Origin of the sequence: Citrobacter sp. EC_71 (assembly GCF_019584005.1) — a bacterium.
GTDB lineage: Bacteria > Pseudomonadota > Gammaproteobacteria > Enterobacterales > Enterobacteriaceae > Citrobacter > Citrobacter werkmanii.
In genome coordinates, this window is sequence record NZ_VDAY01000014.1 from 1 (window position 1) to 21,831 (window position 21,831).

Genomic DNA, 21,831 nt, shown 5'->3' on the forward strand with positions numbered 1-21,831 from the left:
GAATGTGAAACAATTTATCCTGCCAGAAAAGAGAAAACGGCCCAAAAAAAGGACCGTTCGAATCTCAAAAACCCAGTATCCCGTTCACTCAAAACATCTTAAGTGAACGGTGTTACGCTTGTCGCGGGTTTTATAAAGAGTGAAGCTGACCGATAAGTCAGGAAAAATCAACCATACGTCAGGCATCTGTGGCGTTTGTGTTGTCTTGTATCACAGACTGTATCCCACTTTGTATCACAACGATAGTCCTGAAATTTACTCGCTATCAGCCGTGTCGAAGCTTTTGCTGTACGGGCAATGTTTCGACTTCGTGATATAGGTAAACGTGTAAATGCTATTGCTATAAACACAGAGAGTCCGACCATTTTCCATCGTCGATTGATCTGGGTTACTCATCGTTATTCGACCCGCGCTGGCGTTAAACGGCAACAACAAACTGCAAAACATCAATACAGAATCTTTCATCCTTAACCTCTCAATGTTCGTTTTTCACCAATCACCACTACTTAGCAATCTTCAATCTCCTTAGACGATTATAGTAACCATATTAATCAATTTTACAGATCGATTTTATAACATCGATCGATTAAAGTAATTTAAGAACATCTATGTGTTTGCCTATGGTGCACAAAATTTACTCAACTAATGAGGCTATTATGAAAAAGATTGTTGCGGTATTTCTAGGAGTTAGCATGTCCAATTGCGTACTGGCGGGTGATGGATCGCCTGAACTGAAATCAGAAAGCCAGGCTGTTATTCGTAATGCCGGTTATCAATGTGACAAAGTGAATGGTGTCTTCCCTGCTGCTTTTGGTGGCTCAGTCACTGTGTTCTGCGATGATGTCTACCAGTATGTAATTAAGGACAAAGGCGGGCGGTATACCGTCGAAGTTAATGATTAAGGACTTGTATCATGACAATGAGGTCTTGCAGAGAGTGTGGTCAGAAGGTTTCTTCAGAAGCGAAAGTGTGTCCAGGATGCGGTGTTAAAAAACCATATCAGTCTCCCGTGAGAGGATTCATTTTTTTAGGTATCATCGCGATCGCGATTTATAAAGGATGTAGTGGCGGAGGTAGCGAGAATACGGGGAACTCCTATTACTCGAATGATGTAGCTAGCAACGATGCCCCAACAAGTCAGCCATTTGTTGCGCCTGAAGCTGTAAAGGTAAAGAAAGCTGCGTCGGTGAACCTTATGCCAGCATCAACTACACCATTCACTCAATCTCAAGTCTGTAAGGCAGCAATTGCAGGTATGTTTGGTAAGAATGTGGGTAAAACTCAAGTAGCCAAAACGAAAACGGCTGGGGTGTTTAATGTTTCATACATCCGCCCTTCGGATAACCAGCGTTTTTCATTCGACTGTAAATTATCTGATGACAACGTGATTTGGAAAGAGTCAGGTCAAAGTTCTAACCGTTGGCGGGGCACTGGTAATGTTGAATTTAATGTGGTGTTTATGGTTCGAGATGACGAACTCACAGTGAAAGAGTTACACGCGGACTCTGACGATGTAACGTACAAATTTTCAAAGAAAGATTTCCGGTGACGCATCTCAGGGGCTGCATCTAGCGGCCTCCTTTCGTAACGTCATGTTGAAAACAAAACAAGGTGCAAGATCAGCTAAACGAATCCATATTTATTGAATTAGTTATTCAGTCTCTTGACCAAATATCCTTTTAAAAACACTGATAACCAACTGATAATATGAAAGTTTAATCAGCGTAATCTGAAGAGGTTATTCTGCTAACCCAGTCAAACATGATCTGCATATGGTTGCCATTAGGTCTAATCATTCCAACCTGACAAGCATTAACGCCAGTTGTTTCCCCTATCAGAATGCGCCCATCTAGCATATGTACTTTTATACCCACCCCTTGTTTGAAACACTTATTGCAGATAGAGAAAAAGTCTTTCCTTGTTGGATCACATGGCTGAACATTAAAAACATCAGCAGCAATAAGTCTTGCGGTTAAATTTTCACCAACCGGCAATTCTTCGAGTGATGCGAGAAACTCAAGTTTTACCTCAATCCTATTGCTTCCCTTAGCTTCATCAGATGCCAAGATCATATTTTCTTTCTGATTAAACTTTGAAATATAACCAATTATGGATTGCCCATTGCCGCTTACCAACTTTACAGGATAATCATTGAAGCGTAGAAATTGTATCCTGCGAGCAAGCATAGAATATTCTCGGGGCCATTTTTCCGCTTCTCGACCATATGAGATGTCATTCATAACTGTTGTACCTAAGAACCAGTTTTAGCATATTAAATAAAAAAGCCCCGCAACCACGGGGCTTAGTACTAAAAACTATATTAACGCAGCAGAGACAGTACGTTCTGGGTCGTCTGGTTTGCTTGTGCCAGAACAGAAGTACCCGCCTGTTGCAGGATCTGTGCACGAGACATGTTAGACACTTCGGTTGCGTAGTCGGAATCTTCGATGCGGCTACGTGCAGAAGACAGGTTGTTGACGGTGTTGCCCAAGTTGGTAACAGCTGATTCGAAACGGTTCTGAATCGCCCCTAAAGAGCTGCGGAACTCATCAACTTTTGACAGTGCAGAGTCAATTTTGTCTAAAGCACCAGAAGTAGCACCTGTGGTCAGAGATTTCAAACTCAGACTCTTAGTATCAATGGTAAACGCTGCGGTATCAGTAGTAGTCTTAGCGCTCTGAGGATCTAAAGCGATATAAAATGCTTTACTATCACCGTCTGCAATATCAAAACCATTCGCTTTCAGATTGTTAGACTCGGCCGCATCGCCAGCCGTAATGGTCACTTTAGCAAACATATTACCTTTATCATCGGTATATACTTTAGTGCCATCAAAGGCAACGTTGGCTGTATCCACACCTAGACGTGTTGCTAAGTCATTAGGCGCTTTTTCTGCCACTGTAGCTTTTGTTACTTGTGTCGTTGCGCCATAAGCAGATTTGAAGGCTTCAGCACTAACAGAACCCGCCGTACCAGTACCAGCCTCTACTGGTGTACCTTTAGGACCGTTAACATTGAAGGTATCAAGTCCTAAAGTTTTTGAAGTAATTTCCTGGAGTTTAATATCAATGGTTTCACCATCATTAGCACCTACCTGGATTGACAATGTCTGGTTTTTGCTAAGAATTTTGGTGCCGTTGAACTGTGTTTGACCAGAAACACGGTCAATCTCATCCATACGCTGCTTAATTTCATCTTGGATTGAAGAAAGGTCGCTGTCAGAGTTAGAACCATTCGCCGCCTGGACAGACAGTTCGCGAATACGCTGCAAGTTGTTGTTAATTTCAGACAGAGAACCTTCTGTGGTCTGTGCAACAGAGATACCGTCGTTAGCGTTACGGGACGCCTGAGTTAGACCTTTGATGTTAGCAGTGAAACGGTTCGCGATCGCCTGACCAGCAGCATCGTCTTTTGCACTATTGATACGCAGACCAGAAGACAGACGTTCGATAGCAGAGCCCAGTGCAGACTGAGATTTGTTCAGGTTGTTTTGGGTCAACAGCGAAAGGCTGTTGGTATTGATAACTTGTGCCATAAAATTTTCCTTTTGGGTGTATAAGCCAGGCTTGCCTGTGTCATTCAAGTTATCGACCACTCTGACTTAAACTTTACCTTTTTTTTATTAACACTAATACATTGTTTTTATTAATTTTTATAACAAAAGATATAGCTATCTCTTACATCACCACAATGATGTGGATTTTTCATCTGGTCTTGCTCTATGTTACCTCTCCGCAAAAAATTGCTAAGCGATTGCAAGATCAGTCAAGCAGGTTCCACCAGCTTCCAAAGAGAACTCTCGATCTTTTACAAATATCATGCGGCTCAATGGCATTGACCTAGTTAGTATCAACAATCGAACGTTTTATGACACCAGTAAACTCTACCCTAAATTGGTGTCATTAAATTAGCGCATTGACATTATGATACCATTAGTTAATTATGATACCGTTTTTGATACCACCCAGGAGAGCGATTATGAGCCGTACATTTGCATATTGCCGTGTGTCCACCAGCGAACAGTCAACAGAAAACCAGATTATGGCGATTCGTCAGGCTGGGTATGCGGTGAAAGATAGCAGGGTAGTATCAGAAACCGTGTCAGGGGGAGTACAGGCAATGCAGCGCAAAGCCTTTGCCGAAATGGTGACTCATAAACTGGAGGCCGGAGATCAGCTTGTGGTATTGAAACTGGACCGCCTGGGAAGGGACAACATCGACGTTCAGCAAACCATTACGATGCTGGTGGATAAAGGGATTGATGTTGTTTCACTGGATCTGCCTGTGCGTAACCTTTCCAGCGCGGAAGGGAAGTTGATGCTGCAAATGTTTTCTGCGTTTGCGGAGTTCGAAAAATCCCGCATCATTGAACGCACAAAAGAGGGTTTAGTAAGAGCCAGGAAGGAAGGGAAGAAGTTAGGCCGTCCGGTTGCGGCAGATACCCTTCAGCGTGTACAGGAAGCCAGAGCTAAGGGGCTGAGTCAGTCCAAAGCGGCGTTAGCATTGAATTTAAGTCTCCCGACTATCAAACGAAATTGGAACATCAAAGAGGCGTAATATTTAACCTGCCTTCACTCAGATTCAGATGCTGCCCTGCCAACGTGTGAGGCTTAATTATGGCTATTTTCGGGTCAATTAATTCGAAATATTCCGGCGACAGTAAATCCAGCGGAGCCGCACACCAGCTTAAATCCACCTGGAAAAGATAGTGATGGAGTGCTATATTTAATAGTTGAGCCGTAGTATATGAGAGAAGGCATTGTTAAACGCAACGAGCGCTATCGTGAGCGTTTTTTGTAGTATGGGTAATGCGAAGGTACTGCCACGCTCTTTAAATGGCTCAGGAAGCGTTACACGAAGGATTTAGCGATTTCATTTTTTCACTCCTCAATTTTGATGTTGAGTGGACCCGATCCCCATCTCCGGTCTGATACTTTCCACGCTCTTTCGCCAGATACGATACCCACAGAAAAGGCCCTTCGAGCGTTTCCGGCTTATTTCTTTCGATAATGTAATGATTCGGATATCTTTCTGTTTTTTTTGGCAACTCCACCAGCGTTGCTTTACCGCCCGTCAGACCCATCCAGATTTCAACAATACTTCCGGCAATGCCACTTGTGGGTGTCCCAAGGCGTCTGACCTGTCGATGCGGAAGGGCAATCCAGCAATGGTAATGCACCTGTTTTGCTTTCTCTTTCTCCCGTACCCAGCCATAAGCAAAGTTGAGGATCGGTTCTGCCAATCCCTCTGGTCTGTTTAATTTAGACTTCAGACGTTCACGTAGTTTTTTAAACAGATCACTTACCCACCTGTTGCCTGTATCTATTGGGGTGTTCCCTGGTAAGCGTAAATCGAAGCGAGAGAAGTAAACCCGGCTGTAGATGGATAGTATTGCATCAAGCTGTTCTGCTATAGGGGTAAGGATATCAAGTCGAACACCAGACTGGTCGGTGGCGTTAATTGGGTAGGAGTAACCATGACGAATGAAAACATCACCTGTGATGATCCTGTAACGCCCGTGTTTATGAACAGTAGTTGTGTAAGGCGTAGCCTGTGTGAGTACTGAATGAGCAGATCCTTCTTCTGACACAACACCTCCATAAATTATTTATATAAACACCCTCGCCTACACGCATAAGTTATTACCATCTGACCACCGTAAAACGGAACGGTTACGGATAGCACAAACCCCATCAGGCAAAGCCTGACGGCAAAAAAAGATGAATAAAATTTTTCGAAGAAAGTTTACATGACGTATAAAAACCCAAAATAACAATAGCGCACAATTCTTGGCGGTGCAAATATTATTTTAATATGCGGTATTTTTCAGGTTGGCTCCTGCGCCTTTCTGCTTTTGCTTCAACTTGATTCAATGCTTCACAAGCGAAAAACCTTTTGCAACGAACCACCTAAAACACTGAATTATATATTGATATCACTAAAACCAATCAACACTATCAACAACTGGAAGTAAATCAGAAACTTTCATCTTGCCCGTGTAAACTTTGGTTTGCCCTTGGTTTGAATGTTCGTGACCGATCGTCTGCTGAACAAGCGTGAGGGTGTGGTTTTTCTGAATTTCAGTTACGAAGGTGTGACGTAAGCTGTGAACAATACGTCTTTTCTTATAGTCATCAATATAGTCAATATTCAATTGCTCGCGTATCGAATGGAACAACCGGGTTACCTGACTTCGATTAGTAATTTCGGGGAACAAGTTTTCATCTTGCTTTTTTCCATCCAAATACAGCAAAAAACCCATGTCAAGCAGACGCTTTGCTATAGGAACCTGCCGGATCCCTGCCTCAGTTTTACTATCCTCGATCATTATGTAATGTCTCTGACTGTCCTCGTCCAACCGCACATCAGAAACTTTCAGATTTGCGATTTCAGAACGACGAGCGCCAGTATACGCCAGTAGCAAAAAACCCCATTTATTCCAACCATCCAAAGTCGCGAAGTGGCATACCAATTTTCGCATTTCTGCTTGAGTGTAATAACCATAGCTGTGGCTTTTAGCTTGGTACGTGACGTTAAGAGTCGGTGATGATTCAAGAATATCCTCTTCTTTAGTCAGATAGGTTGAAAACAACCCCTGACACAGTTTCAGATAATCTTTGACCGTTTTGGATGAAACCAGATCTTCTTCTGGGACTTCATCCAAGTCCAAACATTGCTGGATAGTCATCCGGTTATAAGGCTTCTTATTCTGACGGGGTAAACCTTCAACTACCTCAAGCAGGTTTTTGATATCACGTCGAGTAATATCAGTAACTTGAGTATCTGCCCCCAAAACCGCTTCTATCACTTCATAGTATTTTTCATTGCCTTGCCTAATCTTCGGTGCCCAATCAGATTTAAAGCTGAGAAACCCCTGCCATGCCTCAGATAAAGTCAATTTAGAGGCCAATGGTTCTTCAGATTTATCGGCTACGGTGTGAGTGTAATCGTTGTCTGGACGCATAGAGTTAACAATCTGCCGATAATCAGAATGTCGCTGATCTATAAAGGCTATATGCGCATCACAGTAGTGCCTCCAGAGGAGATCATATTCTGAAGCTAGATAATCGATCTCATCCTCCATTCCTGTAAGATCAAATTGGCTACTAAGCTTTTCTATAACTGAATCTATCGACAATGGGTCAGAGTCTTGTTTGAAAGTAAAATCAAGCAGTTGCCCGAAATCAGACGCATTACGTTTTTCATCAACCAACGAACCTGACGCTCGCAAGGTGCTACGCACTTTTGAGGGGATTTTTTTTGCTGCTGCATAAAAAGCAGCCTGAATGCTGAGTAAATAGTTATCAATGTCTTTTTGTTCTAATTTCTTCATTTTCTGCACTATATCCAATAGTTGGGCTGGCTCCATCTTGGACGATTTTACAAGAGAAATGAACATAGAGAGGCGGGAAGATATAAACCTTGCTCTGCTGGCTGAATCGCAACCTAAAGATACACGAAAGAAACCACCCAAAGGTAGTCTGAAATGAAGGCAGTAGCGATTGCCACGCTTCAGGATATTCGGGATGGAACAGCCGTTGGTGTGCCTCGTTTGTATCACAGTCTGTGTCACATTTTTACCTATTAAGGCCCTGAGACACACCAACGTATTGTTTTAGAAGAAGTTGAAGCTGACCGATAAGCCGGGTTCTGTCGTGGACAGTCATTCATCTAGGCCAGCAATCGCTCACTGGCTCAAGCAGCCTACCCGGGTTCAGTACGGGCCGTACCTTGTGAACCCCTATTTGGCCTTGCTCCGGGTGGAGTTTACCGTGCCACGGACTGTTACCAGCCGCGCGGTGCGCTCTTACCGCACCCTTTCACCCTTACCTGATCCCACTTGCGTGGGCCATCGGCGGTTTGCTCTCTGTTGCACTGGTCGTGGGTTTCCCCCCCAGGCGTTACCTGGCACCCTGCCCTATGGAGCCCGGACTTTCCTCCCCTCCGCCCGTCTCCCCCGAAGAGGACGACGACGAAGCGGCGACTGTCTGGTCAGCTTCGGCGCGCAGTATAGAGGGTTTGCGGACCAATGTCACCCCGCACTGCGCATTCCTATCGCCAGCGTGGCGGCAATGTTCCTTGAAGCACGATAAATATTATCAAATGCCCCACGGAACGCCTCTTCCAGTGTGCTGATACTGGTCAATACGCTAAACACCGCATCGATACCATATTGATGCACCACCGCAACATCATGCGTCAGGCTGCCGCCAATACCAATCACTGGCTTGTGGTACTTCTTCGCGACATTCGCCACACCTACCGGCACTTTGCCGTGAATACTCTGGCTATCGATCCGCCCCTCGCCAGTCACCACCAGCGTGCAGTCATGAATATGTTCTTCCAGATTAAGCGCCTGGGTTACAATCTCGATACCACTGCGCAGGTCGGCGCCTAAAAAAGCCATTAACGCTGCGCCCATTCCACCAGCCGCACCGGCGCCGGGAACGTCCTTCACGTCGACCCGCAGCGATTTTTTAATAATCTCGGCATAGTGAGACAGATTACGGTCCAGTTCGAGAATGCGTTCTTCCGTTGCCCCTTTCTGCGGGCCAAAGATACGTGAAGCGCCAGAATCACCTGTAAGCGGATTGGTCACGTCACAAGCCACGCGAATTGAACAGGTTTTTAAACGTGGATCCAGGCCCGAGATATCAATGGTATTTAGACTCACCAGGCTCCCGCCGCCGTAGCCAATGTCAGTTCCATTGGCGTCACAGAGTTTCGCTCCCAGCGCCTGCGCCATACCCGCGCCGCCGTCGTTGGTCGCGCTACCGCCAATACCAATAATGATGCTCTGTGCGCCGCTGTTCAGCGCCTGCAAAATCAACTCTCCGGTACCACGCGACGTAGTGACTAACGGATTACGCTGTTCAGGAGGAACCAGCGCCAGACCACTGGCTGCCGCCATTTCGATAAACGCGGTTTTACCATCCCCGGACATGCCCCAGCAGGCATTCACTTTTTCGCCCAGCGGCCCCGTCACCCACGCGGAATGTTCACGCCCTTGCGTGGCAGCAATCATGGCTTCGACCGTTCCTTCGCCGCCATCGGCAACCGGAACAGATACATATTGCGCATCGGGGAAAATTTCCCGAAATCCTTTTTCTATTGCCTGAGCTACCTCGGTGGCAGAAAGGCTTTCTTTATAAGAGTCTGGGGCAATTACGATTTTCATAGTTATGTAGCCTGACAGTGCCGCGCAAGGCAAGAAATACAGGGCGCGCATCCGCGCCCTTCTTGTTAGCGAGTGACTTCCACTTTCGCCAGTTTTTCGTAGTAGCATGCGAGTGCGCTGTGATCGGCGGAGCCCAACCCATCTGCGCGAAGCGCCTGCATCATCTCCATGACTGCAGCCGTCAGCGGTAACTGAGCGCCAACACCATGCGAGGTATCCAGCGCATTGGCCAGATCTTTAATGTGCAGATCGATACGGAAGCCCGGCTTGAAGTTGCGGTCCATCACCATCGGCGCTTTCGCATCCAGTACGGTGCTGCCCGCCAGCCCGCCACGGATCGCCTGATACACCAGATCCGGGTTCACACCAGCTTTGGTTGCCAGCGTCAGCGCTTCAGACATCGCGGCAATGTTCAGCGCCACAATCACCTGATTCGCCAGCTTGGTGACGTTACCCGCGCCAATTTCACCTGTATGCACCACGGAACCCGCCATCGCTTTCAGCAGATCATAGTACTTGTCGAAAATCGCTTTATCACCGCCGACCATCACCGACAACGTGCCATCAATCGCTTTTGGTTCACCGCCGCTTACCGGCGCGTCCAGCATATCCACACCTTTCGCTTTCAGCGCCTCGCTGATTTCACGGCTGGCTAACGGGGCGATAGAGCTCATGTCGATCAACACAGTGCCCGGTTTCGCCCCTTCAATGATGCCGCCTTCACCCAGCGCCACCTCTTTCACATGCGGAGAGTTCGGCAGCATGGTGATGATCACATCACACTGCTCGGCAATGTCTTTCGCCGTGACGGCGGTTTCTGCGCCTGCGGCAATCACGTCCGCAATGGATTCCGGGTTACGGTCGGCAACCACCAGCGAGTAACCTGCCTTGAGGAGGTTTTTACTCATTGGTTTACCCATGATACCGAGGCCAATAAAACCAACTTTCATTGTCATGTCTTTATCTCTCTACTGTCGATGGTGGTTATTTCTTAAAAGAATCAGCCAGTTTCTGCGTGGCTGAACGGAACACGCCAAGGTCGCTGCCGACGGCAACAAACGTCGCGCCCCACTCCAGATAACGCCGCGCATCCGCCTCTACCGGGGCCAGAATGCCGCTTGGTTTGCCATGTGCTTTCGCACGGGCAAAAATGTGCTGGATAGCTTTCTGCACATCAGGATGGGACGCATTGCCGAGGTGGTCTAACGCCGCGGCCAGATCGCTGGGGCCGACGAAGATACCGTCAACGCCTTCAGTCGCCGCGATTGCATCAACGTTATCAACGCCCTGCTGGCTTTCGATCTGCACAATAATGGTGATGTTCTTATTCGACTGCGCAAAATAGTCCGGCACGGTGCCAAACATATTGGCGCGGTGGGATACGGACACGCCGCGAATCCCTTCCGGTGGATAGCGGGTTGACGCCACCGCGTTCACCGCCTCTTCTTCGGTCTCAACAAACGGGATCAGGAAGTTGTAAAACCCGATATCCAGCAGACGCTTAATGATCACCGGCTCGTTGGTCGGCACACGTACCACCGGCGCGCTGGTGCTGCCTTTCAGCGCCATCAATTGCGGGATAAACGTCGAGATATCGTTCGGCGCATGTTCGCCGTCCAGCACCAGCCAGTCGAAACCCGCCAGACCTAAAACTTCAGTGCTGATTGGACTGGCTAATGCAGACCAGCAGCCAATCTGAATCTGCTGCGCCGCGAGGGCCGCTTTAAACTTATTCGGGAAAATCGTGTTATTCATCGCCTATACCTTTGTTTATTTCTGCAATTCCATACGTTTAATGTCACCGACAATAAACAGGTAGCAAACCATAGCCATCAGCGCCGAGCATCCTACAAACATCAGCGCGGCATTAAATGAGTGCAACTCGCTCACCAGATACCCAATCACCAACGGAGTAACAATGGAGGCCACGTTGCCAAATACGTTAAAGACGCCACCACACAGACCGACAATCTCTTTCGGCGCAGTATCGGAAATCACCGGCCAACCCAACGCCCCGAAACCTTTGCCGAAGAATGCCAGCGCCATCAGCGCTACCACCAGAGCGGTGTTATCGGTGTAGTTACACAGAATAATGGTCGATGCGAGCAGCATGCCGAGCACAATCGGCAGCTTACGCGCCAGGGTGATGCTGGAGCCACGTTTAATCAGATAATCAGAGAACACCCCACCCAGTACGCCGCCAATGAATCCACATAGCGCCGGAATAGACGCCACCAGACCAACTTTGAGGATCGACATACCTTTTTCCTGTACCAGGTAAATCGGGAACCAGGTAAGGAAAAACCAGGTAATTGTGTTAATAAAATACTGTCCGAAGAACACGCCAAGCATCATACGGTTGGTCAGCAACTGCTTGATATAATGCAGTTTAGGACCACCTGACTTCACATCGCCCGGCTTTTTGTGGTCCATATCCACGACCGCGCCGTTTTCCGAGATAAACTTCAGCTCTTCTTGCGACATACGCGGATGATCGGTTGGGTTATGAATAAACTTCACCCACAGCCCGGTGAGCACAAAACCAATCACGCCCATTACGGTAAACACGTGCTCCCAGCCCCAGGCGAAGGTCAGCCAGCCCAGCAGCGGAGAAAACAGCGCCAGGGAAAAATACTGTGCGGAGTTAAAAATCGCGGATGCCGTACCGCGCTCTTTGGTCGGGAACCAGGCCGCCACGATACGGGCGTTGGCCGGGAAGGAAGGCGCTTCCGAGAAGCCCAGCATAAAGCGCATGATGAACATTGAAATACCCGCCCAGGCCAGCGGGAACATGTCCACAAAGCCCTGCAGGAAGGTAAATAGTGACCAGAAGAACAGGCTCCAGGTATAGACTTTCTTCGAGCCGAACTTATCGAGCAGCCAGCCGCCGGGGATTTGCATCAACAGATAAGCCCATCCGAAAGCGGAAAAAATATAACCCATTGAGATGGCGCTGAGGTGCAACTCTTTCGCCACTTCCGTGCCGGCAATTGACAGCGTCGCACGGTCCGCATAGTTAACGGCAGTAACAATAAAAATTATCAGTAATATTAAATAGCGGGTATGTGTAACTTTCTTTTTCTCGACAATTGCATCCAGAATCATTCTATTTACCTCGGGCACATAAAAATTTTTATTATTATTTGTTAGCTATCCCTGGTGATAAATTACCGATAATAAAAACACATAATAATTTATCAGACGTTATGAAACCGTGATTTAGTATAATCAGCAGAGCAACGTTAATCATTGTGCAGAAGCTCACTAATCACGCCTTATTAAAACAATATTTTGGGCATATGCACACACCCATGGGCGCTAATGCACACATTTACTGATTAGTCCCCTTGGTGGTACGGTCCTGCTGAGTTTAAGTGATCATGATCACATTCTTAATTTTAAACTCCTGACATTCTTATTTCACGATACCGAATATTTATTACTGATAATTAGATTCAAAATATAAATATCCACACTATTATCACCACCTTGCTGGAGAATACTGGACAATGGCCGACATCGAAATCAGACAACAATCGCCAACGGCGTTTTATATTAAAGTTCACGCAACAGATAATGTGGCGATTATTGTCAATGACAATGGTCTGAAAGCCGGAACGCGTTTTCCAGACGGACTCGAACTCATTGAACATATTCCCCAGGGTCATAAAGTGGCGCTATGCGATATTCCTGTTCACGGCGAAATAGTGCGTTATGGCGAAGTGATAGGCTATGCCGTTCGCGATATCCCGCGCGGTAGCTGGATTGATGAATCCATGGTTGAGCTGCCCAAGGCCCCGCCGCTGGAGACGCTGCCGCTGGCAACCAAAGTGCCAGAGCCACTGCCGCCTCTTGAAGGTTATACCTTCGAAGGCTATCGCAATACAGACGGCAGCGTCGGCACCAAGAATCTGCTCGGCATCTCCACCAGCGTACACTGCGTTGCGGGCGTGGTGGATTATGTGGTGAAAATCATTGAGCGCGATCTGCTCCCCAAATACCCGAACGTCGATGGCGTGGTAGGGCTTAATCACCTGTACGGCTGCGGGGTGGCGATTAACGCTCCGGCCGCCATTGTGCCGATTCGCACCATCCATAATATTGCGCTGAACCCCAACTTTGGCGGTGAAGTGATGGTTATTGGCCTCGGCTGCGAAAAACTGCAACCAGAGCGACTGCTGGAAGGAACTCATGATGTCCAAAGTATCCCGGTCGACAGCGCCAGCATCGTCAGCCTGCAGGATGAAAAGCACGTCGGCTTTCAATCGATGGTTGCCGATATTTTGCAGGTGGCTGAGCGCCATCTGGCAAAGCTCAACCAACGCCAACGTGAAACCTGCCCGGCATCAGAACTGGTGGTCGGAATGCAGTGCGGCGGCAGCGATGCCTTTTCCGGCGTGACGGCCAACCCAGCGGTGGGTTATGCCTCCGACCTGTTAGTACGCTGTGGCGCAACCGTGATGTTCTCGGAAGTGACCGAAGTGCGCGATGCCATCCACCTTCTGACCCCGCGCGCGATTAACGAAGAAGTAGGTAAACGCCTGCTCGAAGAGATGGCCTGGTACGATAACTACCTGGATATGGGCAAGACTGACCGCAGCGCCAACCCTTCACCGGGCAACAAGAAAGGCGGTCTGGCAAATGTGGTGGAAAAAGCGCTGGGCTCAATCGCCAAATCTGGCAAGAGCGCCATCGTCGAAGTATTGTCGCCGGGCCAGCGTCCAACCAAACGAGGACTGATTTACGCCGCGACCCCCGCCAGCGATTTTGTCTGCGGTACACAGCAGGTTGCTTCCGGGATCACCGTGCAGGTATTCACCACCGGTCGCGGTACGCCGTACGGCCTGATGGCGGTGCCGGTGATAAAAATGGCGACGCGTACTGAGCTGGCCAATCGTTGGTTTGACCTGATGGACATCAACGCAGGTACCATCGCTACCGGAGAAGAAACCATTGAAGACGTGGGTCTGAAATTGTTCGAGTTTATTCTCGAGGTCGCCAGCGGGCGTAAGAAAACCTTCTCGGATCAGTGGGGACTGCATAACCAACTGGCGGTGTTTAACCCGGCGCCAGTGACCTGATTGTCGCAATATTTTCTGCAAGGGCATGTCATCTGACATGCCTTTTTTTTCGCTATAACTTTCGCAACCCTCCCTTTTCTTTCGAAGCTTTCATTTTTCAGATCGAAATCACAAAAAAACATTACGAAACCCTATACTTTATTTCGAAGAAAGAAATCGAAAGACTTCGGAGGAAGTATGTTTATCATCTCAAGCAAAACAATGCTGAAGAAGGCGCAGCAAGAAGGTTATGCCGTACCAGCATTTAACATTCACAACCTGGAGACCTTACAGGTTGTTGTGGAAACAGCTGCCGAACTACGCTCTCCGTTGATCGTCGCCGGCACGCCTGGCACTTTTAGCTATGCCGGAGTTGGTAACATCGTTGCTATCGCTAGTGAACTGGCAAGAAGCTGGAATCACCCACTCGCCATCCATCTCGATCACCATGAAAGCGTCACTGATATTGAAGCGAAAGTCGCTACAGGTATTCGCTCCGTCATGATTGATGGTTCCCATCTGCCGTTTGCCTACAACATTGCGTTAGTTAAACAGGTGACGGATTACTGCCACCGCTATGACGTCAGCGTGGAAGCTGAACTGGGACGCCTGGGTGGGCAGGAAGATGACCTGATCGTAGACGGAAAAGACGCGCTTTATACCCACCCAGAACAGGCTCGCGAGTTCGTAAAAAAAACAGGTATCGACTCATTGGCGGTCGCAATTGGCACTGCTCATGGCCTATATAGCGCAGAACCAAAACTGGATTTTGAACGGCTTACAGAGATTCGTCAGTGCGTTGATATTCCGCTGGTTTTACATGGCGCATCTGGCCTACCTGCACATGATATTAAACGCGCTATCTCCTTAGGAATCTGTAAAGTCAACGTTGCTACCGAACTCAAAATCGCCTTTGCTGGCGCACTCAAAACCTACCTGAGTGCGCACGTTGATGCAAATGACCCACGCCATTACATGATGCCCGCAAAAGCCGCCATGAAAGAAGTTGTACGTAAAGTCATCGCTGACTGCGGCTGCGAAGGAAAGCTGTAATCGATTTGAATTGGACGGATTCTGACAAAGGACTGTTTTTAAAGCTGGATCACGAAAGATGCTTTTACCCTTTGCCTTAAATCCAAAAATATTATGAAGATAAACAAAAGATATCGGAGATAGAAGTGAAAGAAATAATCTCTCGTCATAAAGCAGGTGAACATTTAGGTATTTGTTCAGTTTGTTCAGCACATCCGCTGGTTATTGAATCCGCATTACGTTTTGATCTCGACACGGATAGTAAAGTTCTGATCGAAGCGACCTCCAATCAGGTTAATCAGTTTGGCGGCTATACAGGGATGAAACCCGCCGATTTCCGTGATTTTGTCTATAGCATCGCACAGGCGGTTGGTTTTCCTCGCGAAAGACTTATTCTGGGAGGCGATCACCTCGGCCCTAACTGCTGGCAAAATGAACCGGCGGCAGACGCGATGGAGAAATCCGTAGCCTTGATTAAAGCCTACGTTGCCGCAGGATTCAGCAAAATCCACCTCGATGCTTCAATGTCCTGTGCTGACGATCCCACGCCGCTGGACCCAATGGTTGTTGCTCAGCGAGCAGCGGTACTTTGCAAGGCCGCAGAGGCAACGGCAACCGAAGAACAGAAATGCCAACTGACTTATGTGATTGGTACAGAGGTTCCAGTTCCCGGTGGCGAAGCCAGTACCATCGGCACCGTTCATGTCACCCGCGAAGAAGATGCCGCCCGGACGCTGGAAACCCATCAAATTGCCTTTAGAGCATTAGGACTTGAAGAAGCGCTGACTCGCGTGATCGCTATTGTGGTCCAGCCCGGCGTCGAATTCGATCACACTCAGATCATTCATTATCAGCCGCAGGCTGCAGAAGCGCTTTCAGCATGGATTAAAGCCACACCAATGGTTTATGAAGCACATTCTACCGATTATCAAACCCGCCAGGCCTACCGCGCCCTGGTACGCGATCACTATGCAATTTTAAAAGTGGGTCCAGCGCTGACCTTCGCACTGCGTGAAGCCATTTTTGCTCTGGCGCAAATGGAAAATGAACTGGTTTCTCCGGAGCAGCGGAGCCGGGTAATGGAAGTCATTGACGAAGTTATGCTAAATGAACCGGACTACTGGAAAAAATACTATCGTCCAACCTGGAGCCAGGCAATGGTCGATATTCACTTCAGCCTCTCCGACCGTATTCGTTACTACTGGCCGCATCCCCGCATTCGTCAAAGTGTAGAGAAATTAATAACCAACCTTAATGACGTCGCTTTACCGCTGGGACTCATTAGCCAGTTTATGCCCGTGCAATTTGAGCGCCTGACTGAAGGGACGTTAACCGCCACACCACATAATCTGATTATCGACAAAATCCAGGACGTTCTGCGCGCCTATCGCTTTGGTTGTGCACCAGTAATCGCCTGAAATCTGGAGAATATATGAGCCAACTCTTTGTCCGAACAGGAATTAACTTTAACTCGTGTCAGCATGCGCTGACACATATTGGGGAGGAGATGCTGGCCAAAGGGGTCGTGCATGAAAGCTACCCGCAGGCTCTGATTGAGCGTGAAGCAACCTTTCCTACCGGAATAGCGCTGGAACGTCATGCCGTCGCGATTCCGCATTGTGAAGCTGTTCATGCTAAATCGCCTGCAATCTATCTGATTCGCCCGGATACACCGGTCAACTTTCAACAAGCGGATGATGACGAAGAGATAGCCGTCTCTTTAATTATCGCCCTGATTGTTGAGAACCCGACGGCGCAACTGAAGCTCCTGCGTCGTCTGTTTAGTGAGCTACAAAACCCGAACACCATTGAAGCATTGTTGAATGCGCCCGATGCAGAACTAGCAATGCTATTTCGGGAAACAATCCTTGAGTCTGAGCCTTGCGCACAGGCTTGATAACAGACTGATAATAAAAGGAATACCCTATGAAACGTAAAGTAATTGTGGCTTGTGGCGGTGCTGTAGCAACTTCAACAATGGCAGCAGAAGAAATTAAAGAACTCTGTGAAGCCAACAATATCCAACTCGACCTGGTACAGTGCCGGGTAACAGAAATCGAAACCTATATGGATGGCGCGGATCTTATTTGTACCACTGCCCGCGTTGACCGTACGTTTGGCGATATCCCGGTCGTTCACGGCATGCCTTTTGTCTCAGGTGTGGGTATCGAAGCGTTGCAGCAAAAAATACTGACTATCCTCGTGGGGTAACGCCATGTTTAGCGAAATAATGCGTTATATCCTCGACTTAGGTCCAACGGTTATGCTGCCGTTAGTGATCATCATCTTCTCCAAATTATTGGGAATGAAGCTCGGGGATTGTTTTAAATCCGGCCTACATATTGGTATTGGCTTTGTCGGTATCGGACTGGTCATTGGCCTGATGCTTGACTCTATCGGCCCTGCCGCAAAAGCGATGGCGGAACAGTTTCAAATCAACCTGCATGTGATCGACGTTGGCTGGCCGGGTTCATCACCAATGACCTGGGCTTCACAAATTGCATTAATTGCGATTCCTGTCGCCATTGGGGTGAATATCCTGATGCTGGTCACCCGCATGACCCGCGTAGTAAACGTCGATATCTGGAACATTTGGCATATGACGTTTACCGGCGCGATGTTACATCTGGCGACCGGTTCATACTGGTTGGGCATTCTGGGCGTGGTTGTTCATGCCGCCTTCGTCTACAAACTGGGCGACTGGTTTGCAAAGGACACGCGTGACTTTTTTGGCCTTGAAGGTATTGCCATTCCACACGGTTCATCAGCGTACCTCGGTCCAATTGCCGTCCTGGTTGATACTATTATTGAAAAAATCCCCGGCCTGAATCGTATTCATTTCAGCGCGGATGATGTGCAGAAACGCTTTGGCCCTTTCGGCGAACCCGTGACCGTCGGTTTCGTGATGGGTTTAGTGATCGGCATGCTGGCAGGATATGACGTCAAAGCCGTTCTACAACTGGCGGTGAAAACGGCTGCCGTTATGCTGCTGATGCCACGCGTTATTAAACCTATTATGGATGGCTTAACCCCCATTGCGAAACACGCCCGTAAACGCCTGCAGGCGAAATTTGGCGGACAGGAATTCTTAATTGGTCTGGATCCTGCGCTGCTGCTCGGCCATACATCGGTGGTTTCCGCCAGCCTGATCTTTATTCCGCTGACTATTCTGATTGCCGTCCTCGTACCAGGTAATCAGGTACTGCCATTCGGCGATCTCGCAACCATTGGTTTCTTTGTTGCCATGGCGGTAGCCGTTCATCAGGGGAACTTGTTCCGTACGTTGATCTCCGGCGTCATCATCATGGGTATCACCTTGTGGATAGCCACGCAAACTATTGGTCTACATACCCAGCTTGCTGCCAATGCAGGCGCACTGAAAGCCGGTGGCATGGTTGCATCGATGGATCAGGGCGGTTCCCCAATCACCTGGCTGTTGATTCAACTCTTCACCTGGCAGAACGTTGTGGGCTTCATCATCATCGCTGCGATTTACCTATTGGGTGTACTACTGACATGGCGTCGGGCACGTAATTTCGTGGCGGCTGAAAAAGCAGCAGCCATAACGGAAAGCCAGACCGCATCTTAATTTCTGGGGAGCATTTGCTCCCCTTCACATTTCTGGAGACATTTATGAAATCAGTGGTGATTCACGCTGAGGGCGACGTACGCATTGAAGAACGTCCTATTCCGCAACTGCAGGCTGATGAAGATGTACTGGTCAAGGTGGTTAGCTCAGGGCTTTGCGGCTCAGACATTCCCCGTATCTTTAATCATGGTGCTCACTATTATCCGATAACGCTGGGGCATGAGTTCAGCGGCTATGTTGAGTCCTACGGTGCAGCCGTTACCGACTTACAACCCGGCGATGCCGTTGCCTGCGTACCACTACTTCCCTGCTTCCATTGCCCTCAGTGCGAGCGTGGATATTTCTCATTGTGTAAGCAATATCAGTTTGTTGGTTCACGCAGCGAAGGTGGTAACGCAGAATATGTAGTGGTAAAACGCGCTAACTTATTCCGCCTGCCTTCAGATATGCCGATTGATGATGGCGCATTCATCGAACCCATTACCGTCGGCCTGCATGCATTTCACCTGGCGCAGGGATGCGAAGGCAAAAACGTCATTATCGTTGGGGCGGGTACGATCGGTTTACTGGCAATGCAATGCGCCCGTGAACTCGGCGCAAATAGTATTACAGCGATTGATATCAACCCGCAAAAGCTGGCATTAGCAAAAGAACTGGGGGCAACCCATGTGTTTAATAGTCGGGAGATGAGTGCAGCTGAGATCCACTCAGGTCTGAAGGATATTCAATTTGACCAACTCATACTGGAAACCGCGGGAACCCCACAAACCGTGGCTCTGTCGATTGAGATTGCAGGGCCTCGTGCTCAACTGGCGTTAGTCGGTACGTTGCATCACGATCTTGCGCTTTCTGCAGGTGTATTTGGACAAATATTGCGTAAAGAGTTAACCATTCTTGGCAGTTGGATGAATTATTCCAGCCCATGGCCTGGAGAAGAGTGGGAAACCGCTGCGCGCTTGCTAACGGAAAAACGCTTGCAGTTGGGGCCATTAATTGCCCACAGTGGCGATGCCGAAAGCTTTGCCAGCGCCGTCAAGTCACTCCATGGCGCACCGATGCAGGGAAAAATTCTACTTAAACTCTCCTGAATCCACAAGCCAGCAACCTGCGCTGGCTCACATTTACTTTCGAAATTTAGCGTTCACCTTTCGCAATCCTTCGATTAAACTAGTGATAGTCAAATTATCAGGCAAATCAATATGAACTCATTTGAGAGAAGGAATAAAATTGTCGACCTGATTAATACGCAAGGCAGCGTATTGGTAATGGATCTTTCGAATACCTTTGGTATATCTGAAGTCACCATTCGCGCCGACCTGCGGTTATTAGAAGAGAAAGGTCTGGTCACCCGTTTTCACGGCGGTGCGGCTAAACCAGGAAGCCATCTGGCTGAAGGCGACAATCAGGAAGTGGTATTAGAAGATCGGTATCAGCTTGCCAGCGATCCTAAAAAACGGATCGCCCAGGCTGCAACGGCAATGGTCGAGGAAGGAATGACCGTGATTCTGGATAGCGGAAGCACTACCTTACTGATCGCTGAGGCGCTAAACCGAAAAAGTAATATCACCGTTATTACCAACAGCCTGCCCGCTGCGTTTACATTATCGGAAAACAAAGACATTACGCTGGTCGTCTGTGGCGGTACAGTGCGCCACAAAACGCATTCGATGCATGGCACTATCGCTGAACGCTCTCTGCAAGGGATTAGCGCTGATCTGATGTTTGTGGGTGCTGACGGAATTGATGCTACGAATGGTATTACGACATTCAACGAGGGCTATTCGATTAGCAGCGTAATGGCAGCTGCGGCACACAAGGTCATTGCCGTATTGGATGCGACAAAGTTCAACCGACGAGGTTTTAATCAGGTACTGCCGATGGAGAAGATTAACTGCGTAATAACCGACGACAGCATCAGCAAACAAGATAAATCTGCGCTGACCAAAACAGGCGTCGAACTGCTGGTTGTTTAAACTACCCTCCACATCCCCCCTTTTGTCGCGCCAACGCGTTGCAGTTTGCCTTTTAGCTGCAACGCTTTCAGATAGCGCTCTACGGTGCGGGCTGAAATTTCACACTCATCAGCGATACTTTTGGCAGATCTGCCCGGCTGATTCGACAAGATTTGTAGAATACGTTTTTCTATATCCAGTAAATCAGACGACATTTCTTCCGACATTTCTTCCGACATTTCTTCCGACAGGGGTGATGGTTTCCCCAATCCCTCCTGCAAAGCAGAGATGATGTTTTCCAGGATAAACTCTATAAATGGCGTGCAGCTACTTTGCCGATCGCACTGCCCTAACACCTGGTAATAGCGGTCCTGTTGGTAGTGGATCAGTGTCTCTACGGGTAACCACGCCAATTCCGATCGCCACTCACGCAGGATTAATGTCTGCCACAGCCGCCCCATCCGTCCATTACCGTCGGCAAAAGGATGAATAAATTCAAATTCATAATGAAAAACAGCGCCAGCAATCAGCGGGTGAAGCTCTGTCGTTTTTAACCAGCCCAGTAAATCATTCATCAAACGTAAAACTTGTGAGGCTGGCGGAGCCATGTGAATAAGCTGCTTTTCCCTGTAAACACCAACATTTCCGGCACGTAACTGGCCCGGATTATCGACCAGACCGAGCATAAGGACTCGATGTGCTTGTAAAAGGTCGGATAATTGTTCGCTTTTCCATTCCGACATCTTTTCATAGGCCAGAATCGCATTTCTCACTTCCTGTATGTCTTTAGCAGGAGCCAGAATGCGTTTTCCTTCCATCAGTGCGGTGACTTGTTCCGTAGTCAATGAATTATGTTCAATCGCTAAAGAGGCCTGAATAGTGCGAATACGATTCTCTTTGCGCAAAAGAGGAGATGCCCTACCAGCCATCGCTGCCCAATGCCCCATCAACTCACCAATTTCAATGACTTGATTGAGTATCAATGGAGTGACGACGAAAGGTGGTTGGTAGGTGCTCACT

Annotated in this window: 21 protein-coding genes and 1 other RNA gene; 11 read left to right on the plus strand and 11 right to left on the minus strand. The window is 48.2% G+C overall.

Annotated features, from left to right (window positions below):
• Positions 1-255 precede the first annotated feature (255 nt).
• Entirely contained in the window at positions 256-465 is a 210-nt protein-coding gene (locus FHD02_RS24430; protein WP_029139668.1) for a hypothetical protein, read from the minus strand.
• A 191-nt stretch (positions 466-656) separates the two neighbouring features.
• Here FHD02_RS24430 and FHD02_RS15615 point away from each other — a divergent pair, with 191 nt between their 5' ends.
• Positions 657-902, plus strand: coding sequence for a hypothetical protein (locus FHD02_RS15615; protein ID WP_029139669.1), 246 nt, complete (start codon positions 657-659; stop codon positions 900-902).
• Between the two features lie 11 nt (positions 903-913).
• Complete coding sequence (locus FHD02_RS24435; protein WP_237703342.1) at positions 914-1,549, plus strand: hypothetical protein; 636 nt, start codon at positions 914-916, stop codon at positions 1,547-1,549.
• Positions 1,550-1,715: 166 nt separating this feature from the next.
• Here FHD02_RS24435 and FHD02_RS15625 read toward each other — a convergent pair whose 3' ends face one another.
• Entirely contained in the window at positions 1,716-2,240 is a 525-nt protein-coding gene (locus tag FHD02_RS15625; protein ID WP_029139670.1) for a phase-1 flagellin repressor protein, read from the minus strand.
• An 80-nt stretch (positions 2,241-2,320) separates the two neighbouring features.
• On the minus strand, positions 2,321-3,535 hold the full coding sequence (locus tag FHD02_RS15630) for a FliC/FljB family flagellin (protein WP_019077763.1): 1,215 nt from the start codon (positions 3,533-3,535) through the stop codon (positions 2,321-2,323).
• A gap of 443 nt (positions 3,536-3,978) precedes the next feature.
• Between FHD02_RS15630 and FHD02_RS15635 the strand changes: the two genes are divergently transcribed.
• Positions 3,979-4,557, plus strand: coding sequence for a recombinase family protein (locus tag FHD02_RS15635; protein WP_200022067.1), 579 nt, complete (start codon positions 3,979-3,981; stop codon positions 4,555-4,557).
• Between the two features lie 283 nt (positions 4,558-4,840).
• On the opposite strand, the gene FHD02_RS15640 is transcribed toward FHD02_RS15635, so the two are convergent.
• The 7 genes from FHD02_RS15640 to FHD02_RS15670 all read right to left on the minus strand — a co-directional run bounded on the left by FHD02_RS15640 (position 4,841) and on the right by FHD02_RS15670 (position 12,283).
• Positions 4,841-5,590: an inovirus-type Gp2 protein gene (locus FHD02_RS15640; protein ID WP_149330331.1), complete on the minus strand. Its 750-nt coding sequence runs from the start codon at positions 5,588-5,590 to the stop codon at positions 4,841-4,843.
• A gap of 348 nt (positions 5,591-5,938) precedes the next feature.
• Complete coding sequence (locus FHD02_RS15645; protein WP_019077765.1) at positions 5,939-7,399, minus strand: tyrosine-type recombinase/integrase; 1,461 nt, start codon at positions 7,397-7,399, stop codon at positions 5,939-5,941.
• 224 nt (positions 7,400-7,623) lie between these two features.
• An RNA gene (gene rnpB / locus FHD02_RS15650) (RNase P RNA component class A) lies at positions 7,624-8,000 on the minus strand.
• Positions 8,001-8,032: 32 nt separating this feature from the next.
• A complete protein-coding gene (gene garK, locus FHD02_RS15655) occupies positions 8,033-9,178 on the minus strand; it encodes a glycerate 2-kinase (RefSeq protein WP_137360110.1) in 1,146 nt (381 codons plus the stop codon).
• Between the two features lie 65 nt (positions 9,179-9,243).
• Positions 9,244-10,134: a 2-hydroxy-3-oxopropionate reductase gene (gene garR / locus FHD02_RS15660; protein ID WP_137360111.1), complete on the minus strand. Its 891-nt coding sequence runs from the start codon at positions 10,132-10,134 to the stop codon at positions 9,244-9,246.
• A 28-nt stretch (positions 10,135-10,162) separates the two neighbouring features.
• On the minus strand, positions 10,163-10,933 hold the full coding sequence (gene garL, locus FHD02_RS15665) for a 2-dehydro-3-deoxyglucarate aldolase (RefSeq protein ID WP_220394073.1): 771 nt from the start codon (positions 10,931-10,933) through the stop codon (positions 10,163-10,165).
• Between the two features lie 15 nt (positions 10,934-10,948).
• Entirely contained in the window at positions 10,949-12,283 is a 1,335-nt protein-coding gene (locus FHD02_RS15670; protein ID WP_220394074.1) for an MFS transporter, read from the minus strand.
• 404 nt (positions 12,284-12,687) lie between these two features.
• Between FHD02_RS15670 and garD the strand changes: the two genes are divergently transcribed.
• The 8 genes from garD (at position 12,688) to FHD02_RS15710 (ending at position 20,832) form a co-directional block, all read left to right on the plus strand.
• Positions 12,688-14,259 carry a galactarate dehydratase gene (gene garD, locus FHD02_RS15675; protein ID WP_220394075.1) on the plus strand — a complete coding sequence of 524 codons (1,572 nt, stop codon included), beginning with the start codon at positions 12,688-12,690 and terminating at the stop codon, positions 14,257-14,259.
• Between the two features lie 177 nt (positions 14,260-14,436).
• Positions 14,437-15,291, plus strand: a complete 855-nt coding sequence (locus FHD02_RS15680; RefSeq protein ID WP_137360115.1) for a tagatose bisphosphate family class II aldolase — start codon at positions 14,437-14,439, stop codon at positions 15,289-15,291.
• A 125-nt stretch (positions 15,292-15,416) separates the two neighbouring features.
• Positions 15,417-16,688, plus strand: a complete 1,272-nt coding sequence (gatZ, locus tag FHD02_RS15685) for a tagatose-bisphosphate aldolase subunit GatZ (protein WP_220394076.1) — start codon at positions 15,417-15,419, stop codon at positions 16,686-16,688.
• 14 nt (positions 16,689-16,702) lie between these two features.
• Complete coding sequence (gene gatA / locus FHD02_RS15690) at positions 16,703-17,167, plus strand: PTS galactitol transporter subunit IIA (RefSeq protein ID WP_047026360.1); 465 nt, start codon at positions 16,703-16,705, stop codon at positions 17,165-17,167.
• A gap of 29 nt (positions 17,168-17,196) precedes the next feature.
• Positions 17,197-17,481 (plus strand): PTS galactitol transporter subunit IIB, encoded by a 285-nt coding sequence (gatB, locus tag FHD02_RS15695; protein ID WP_003828616.1) that lies wholly within the window; start codon positions 17,197-17,199, stop codon positions 17,479-17,481.
• A 4-nt stretch (positions 17,482-17,485) separates the two neighbouring features.
• The gene (locus FHD02_RS15700; RefSeq protein WP_003828618.1) at positions 17,486-18,859 is read left to right on the plus strand and encodes a galactitol-specific PTS transporter subunit IIC; all 1,374 of its coding nucleotides are present in this window, start codon (positions 17,486-17,488) and stop codon (positions 18,857-18,859) included.
• A 44-nt stretch (positions 18,860-18,903) separates the two neighbouring features.
• Positions 18,904-19,947: a galactitol-1-phosphate 5-dehydrogenase gene (gene gatD, locus FHD02_RS15705; protein ID WP_137360117.1), complete on the plus strand. Its 1,044-nt coding sequence runs from the start codon at positions 18,904-18,906 to the stop codon at positions 19,945-19,947.
• Between the two features lie 111 nt (positions 19,948-20,058).
• Positions 20,059-20,832 carry a DeoR/GlpR family DNA-binding transcription regulator gene (locus FHD02_RS15710; protein ID WP_128317287.1) on the plus strand — a complete coding sequence of 258 codons (774 nt, stop codon included), beginning with the start codon at positions 20,059-20,061 and terminating at the stop codon, positions 20,830-20,832.
• On the opposite strand, the gene FHD02_RS15715 is transcribed toward FHD02_RS15710, so the two are convergent.
• Positions 20,829-21,830, minus strand: a complete 1,002-nt coding sequence (locus tag FHD02_RS15715; RefSeq protein ID WP_137360118.1) for a Fic family protein — start codon at positions 21,828-21,830, stop codon at positions 20,829-20,831. The genes FHD02_RS15710 and FHD02_RS15715 overlap by 4 nt on opposite strands.
• Position 21,831 lies beyond the last annotated feature (1 nt).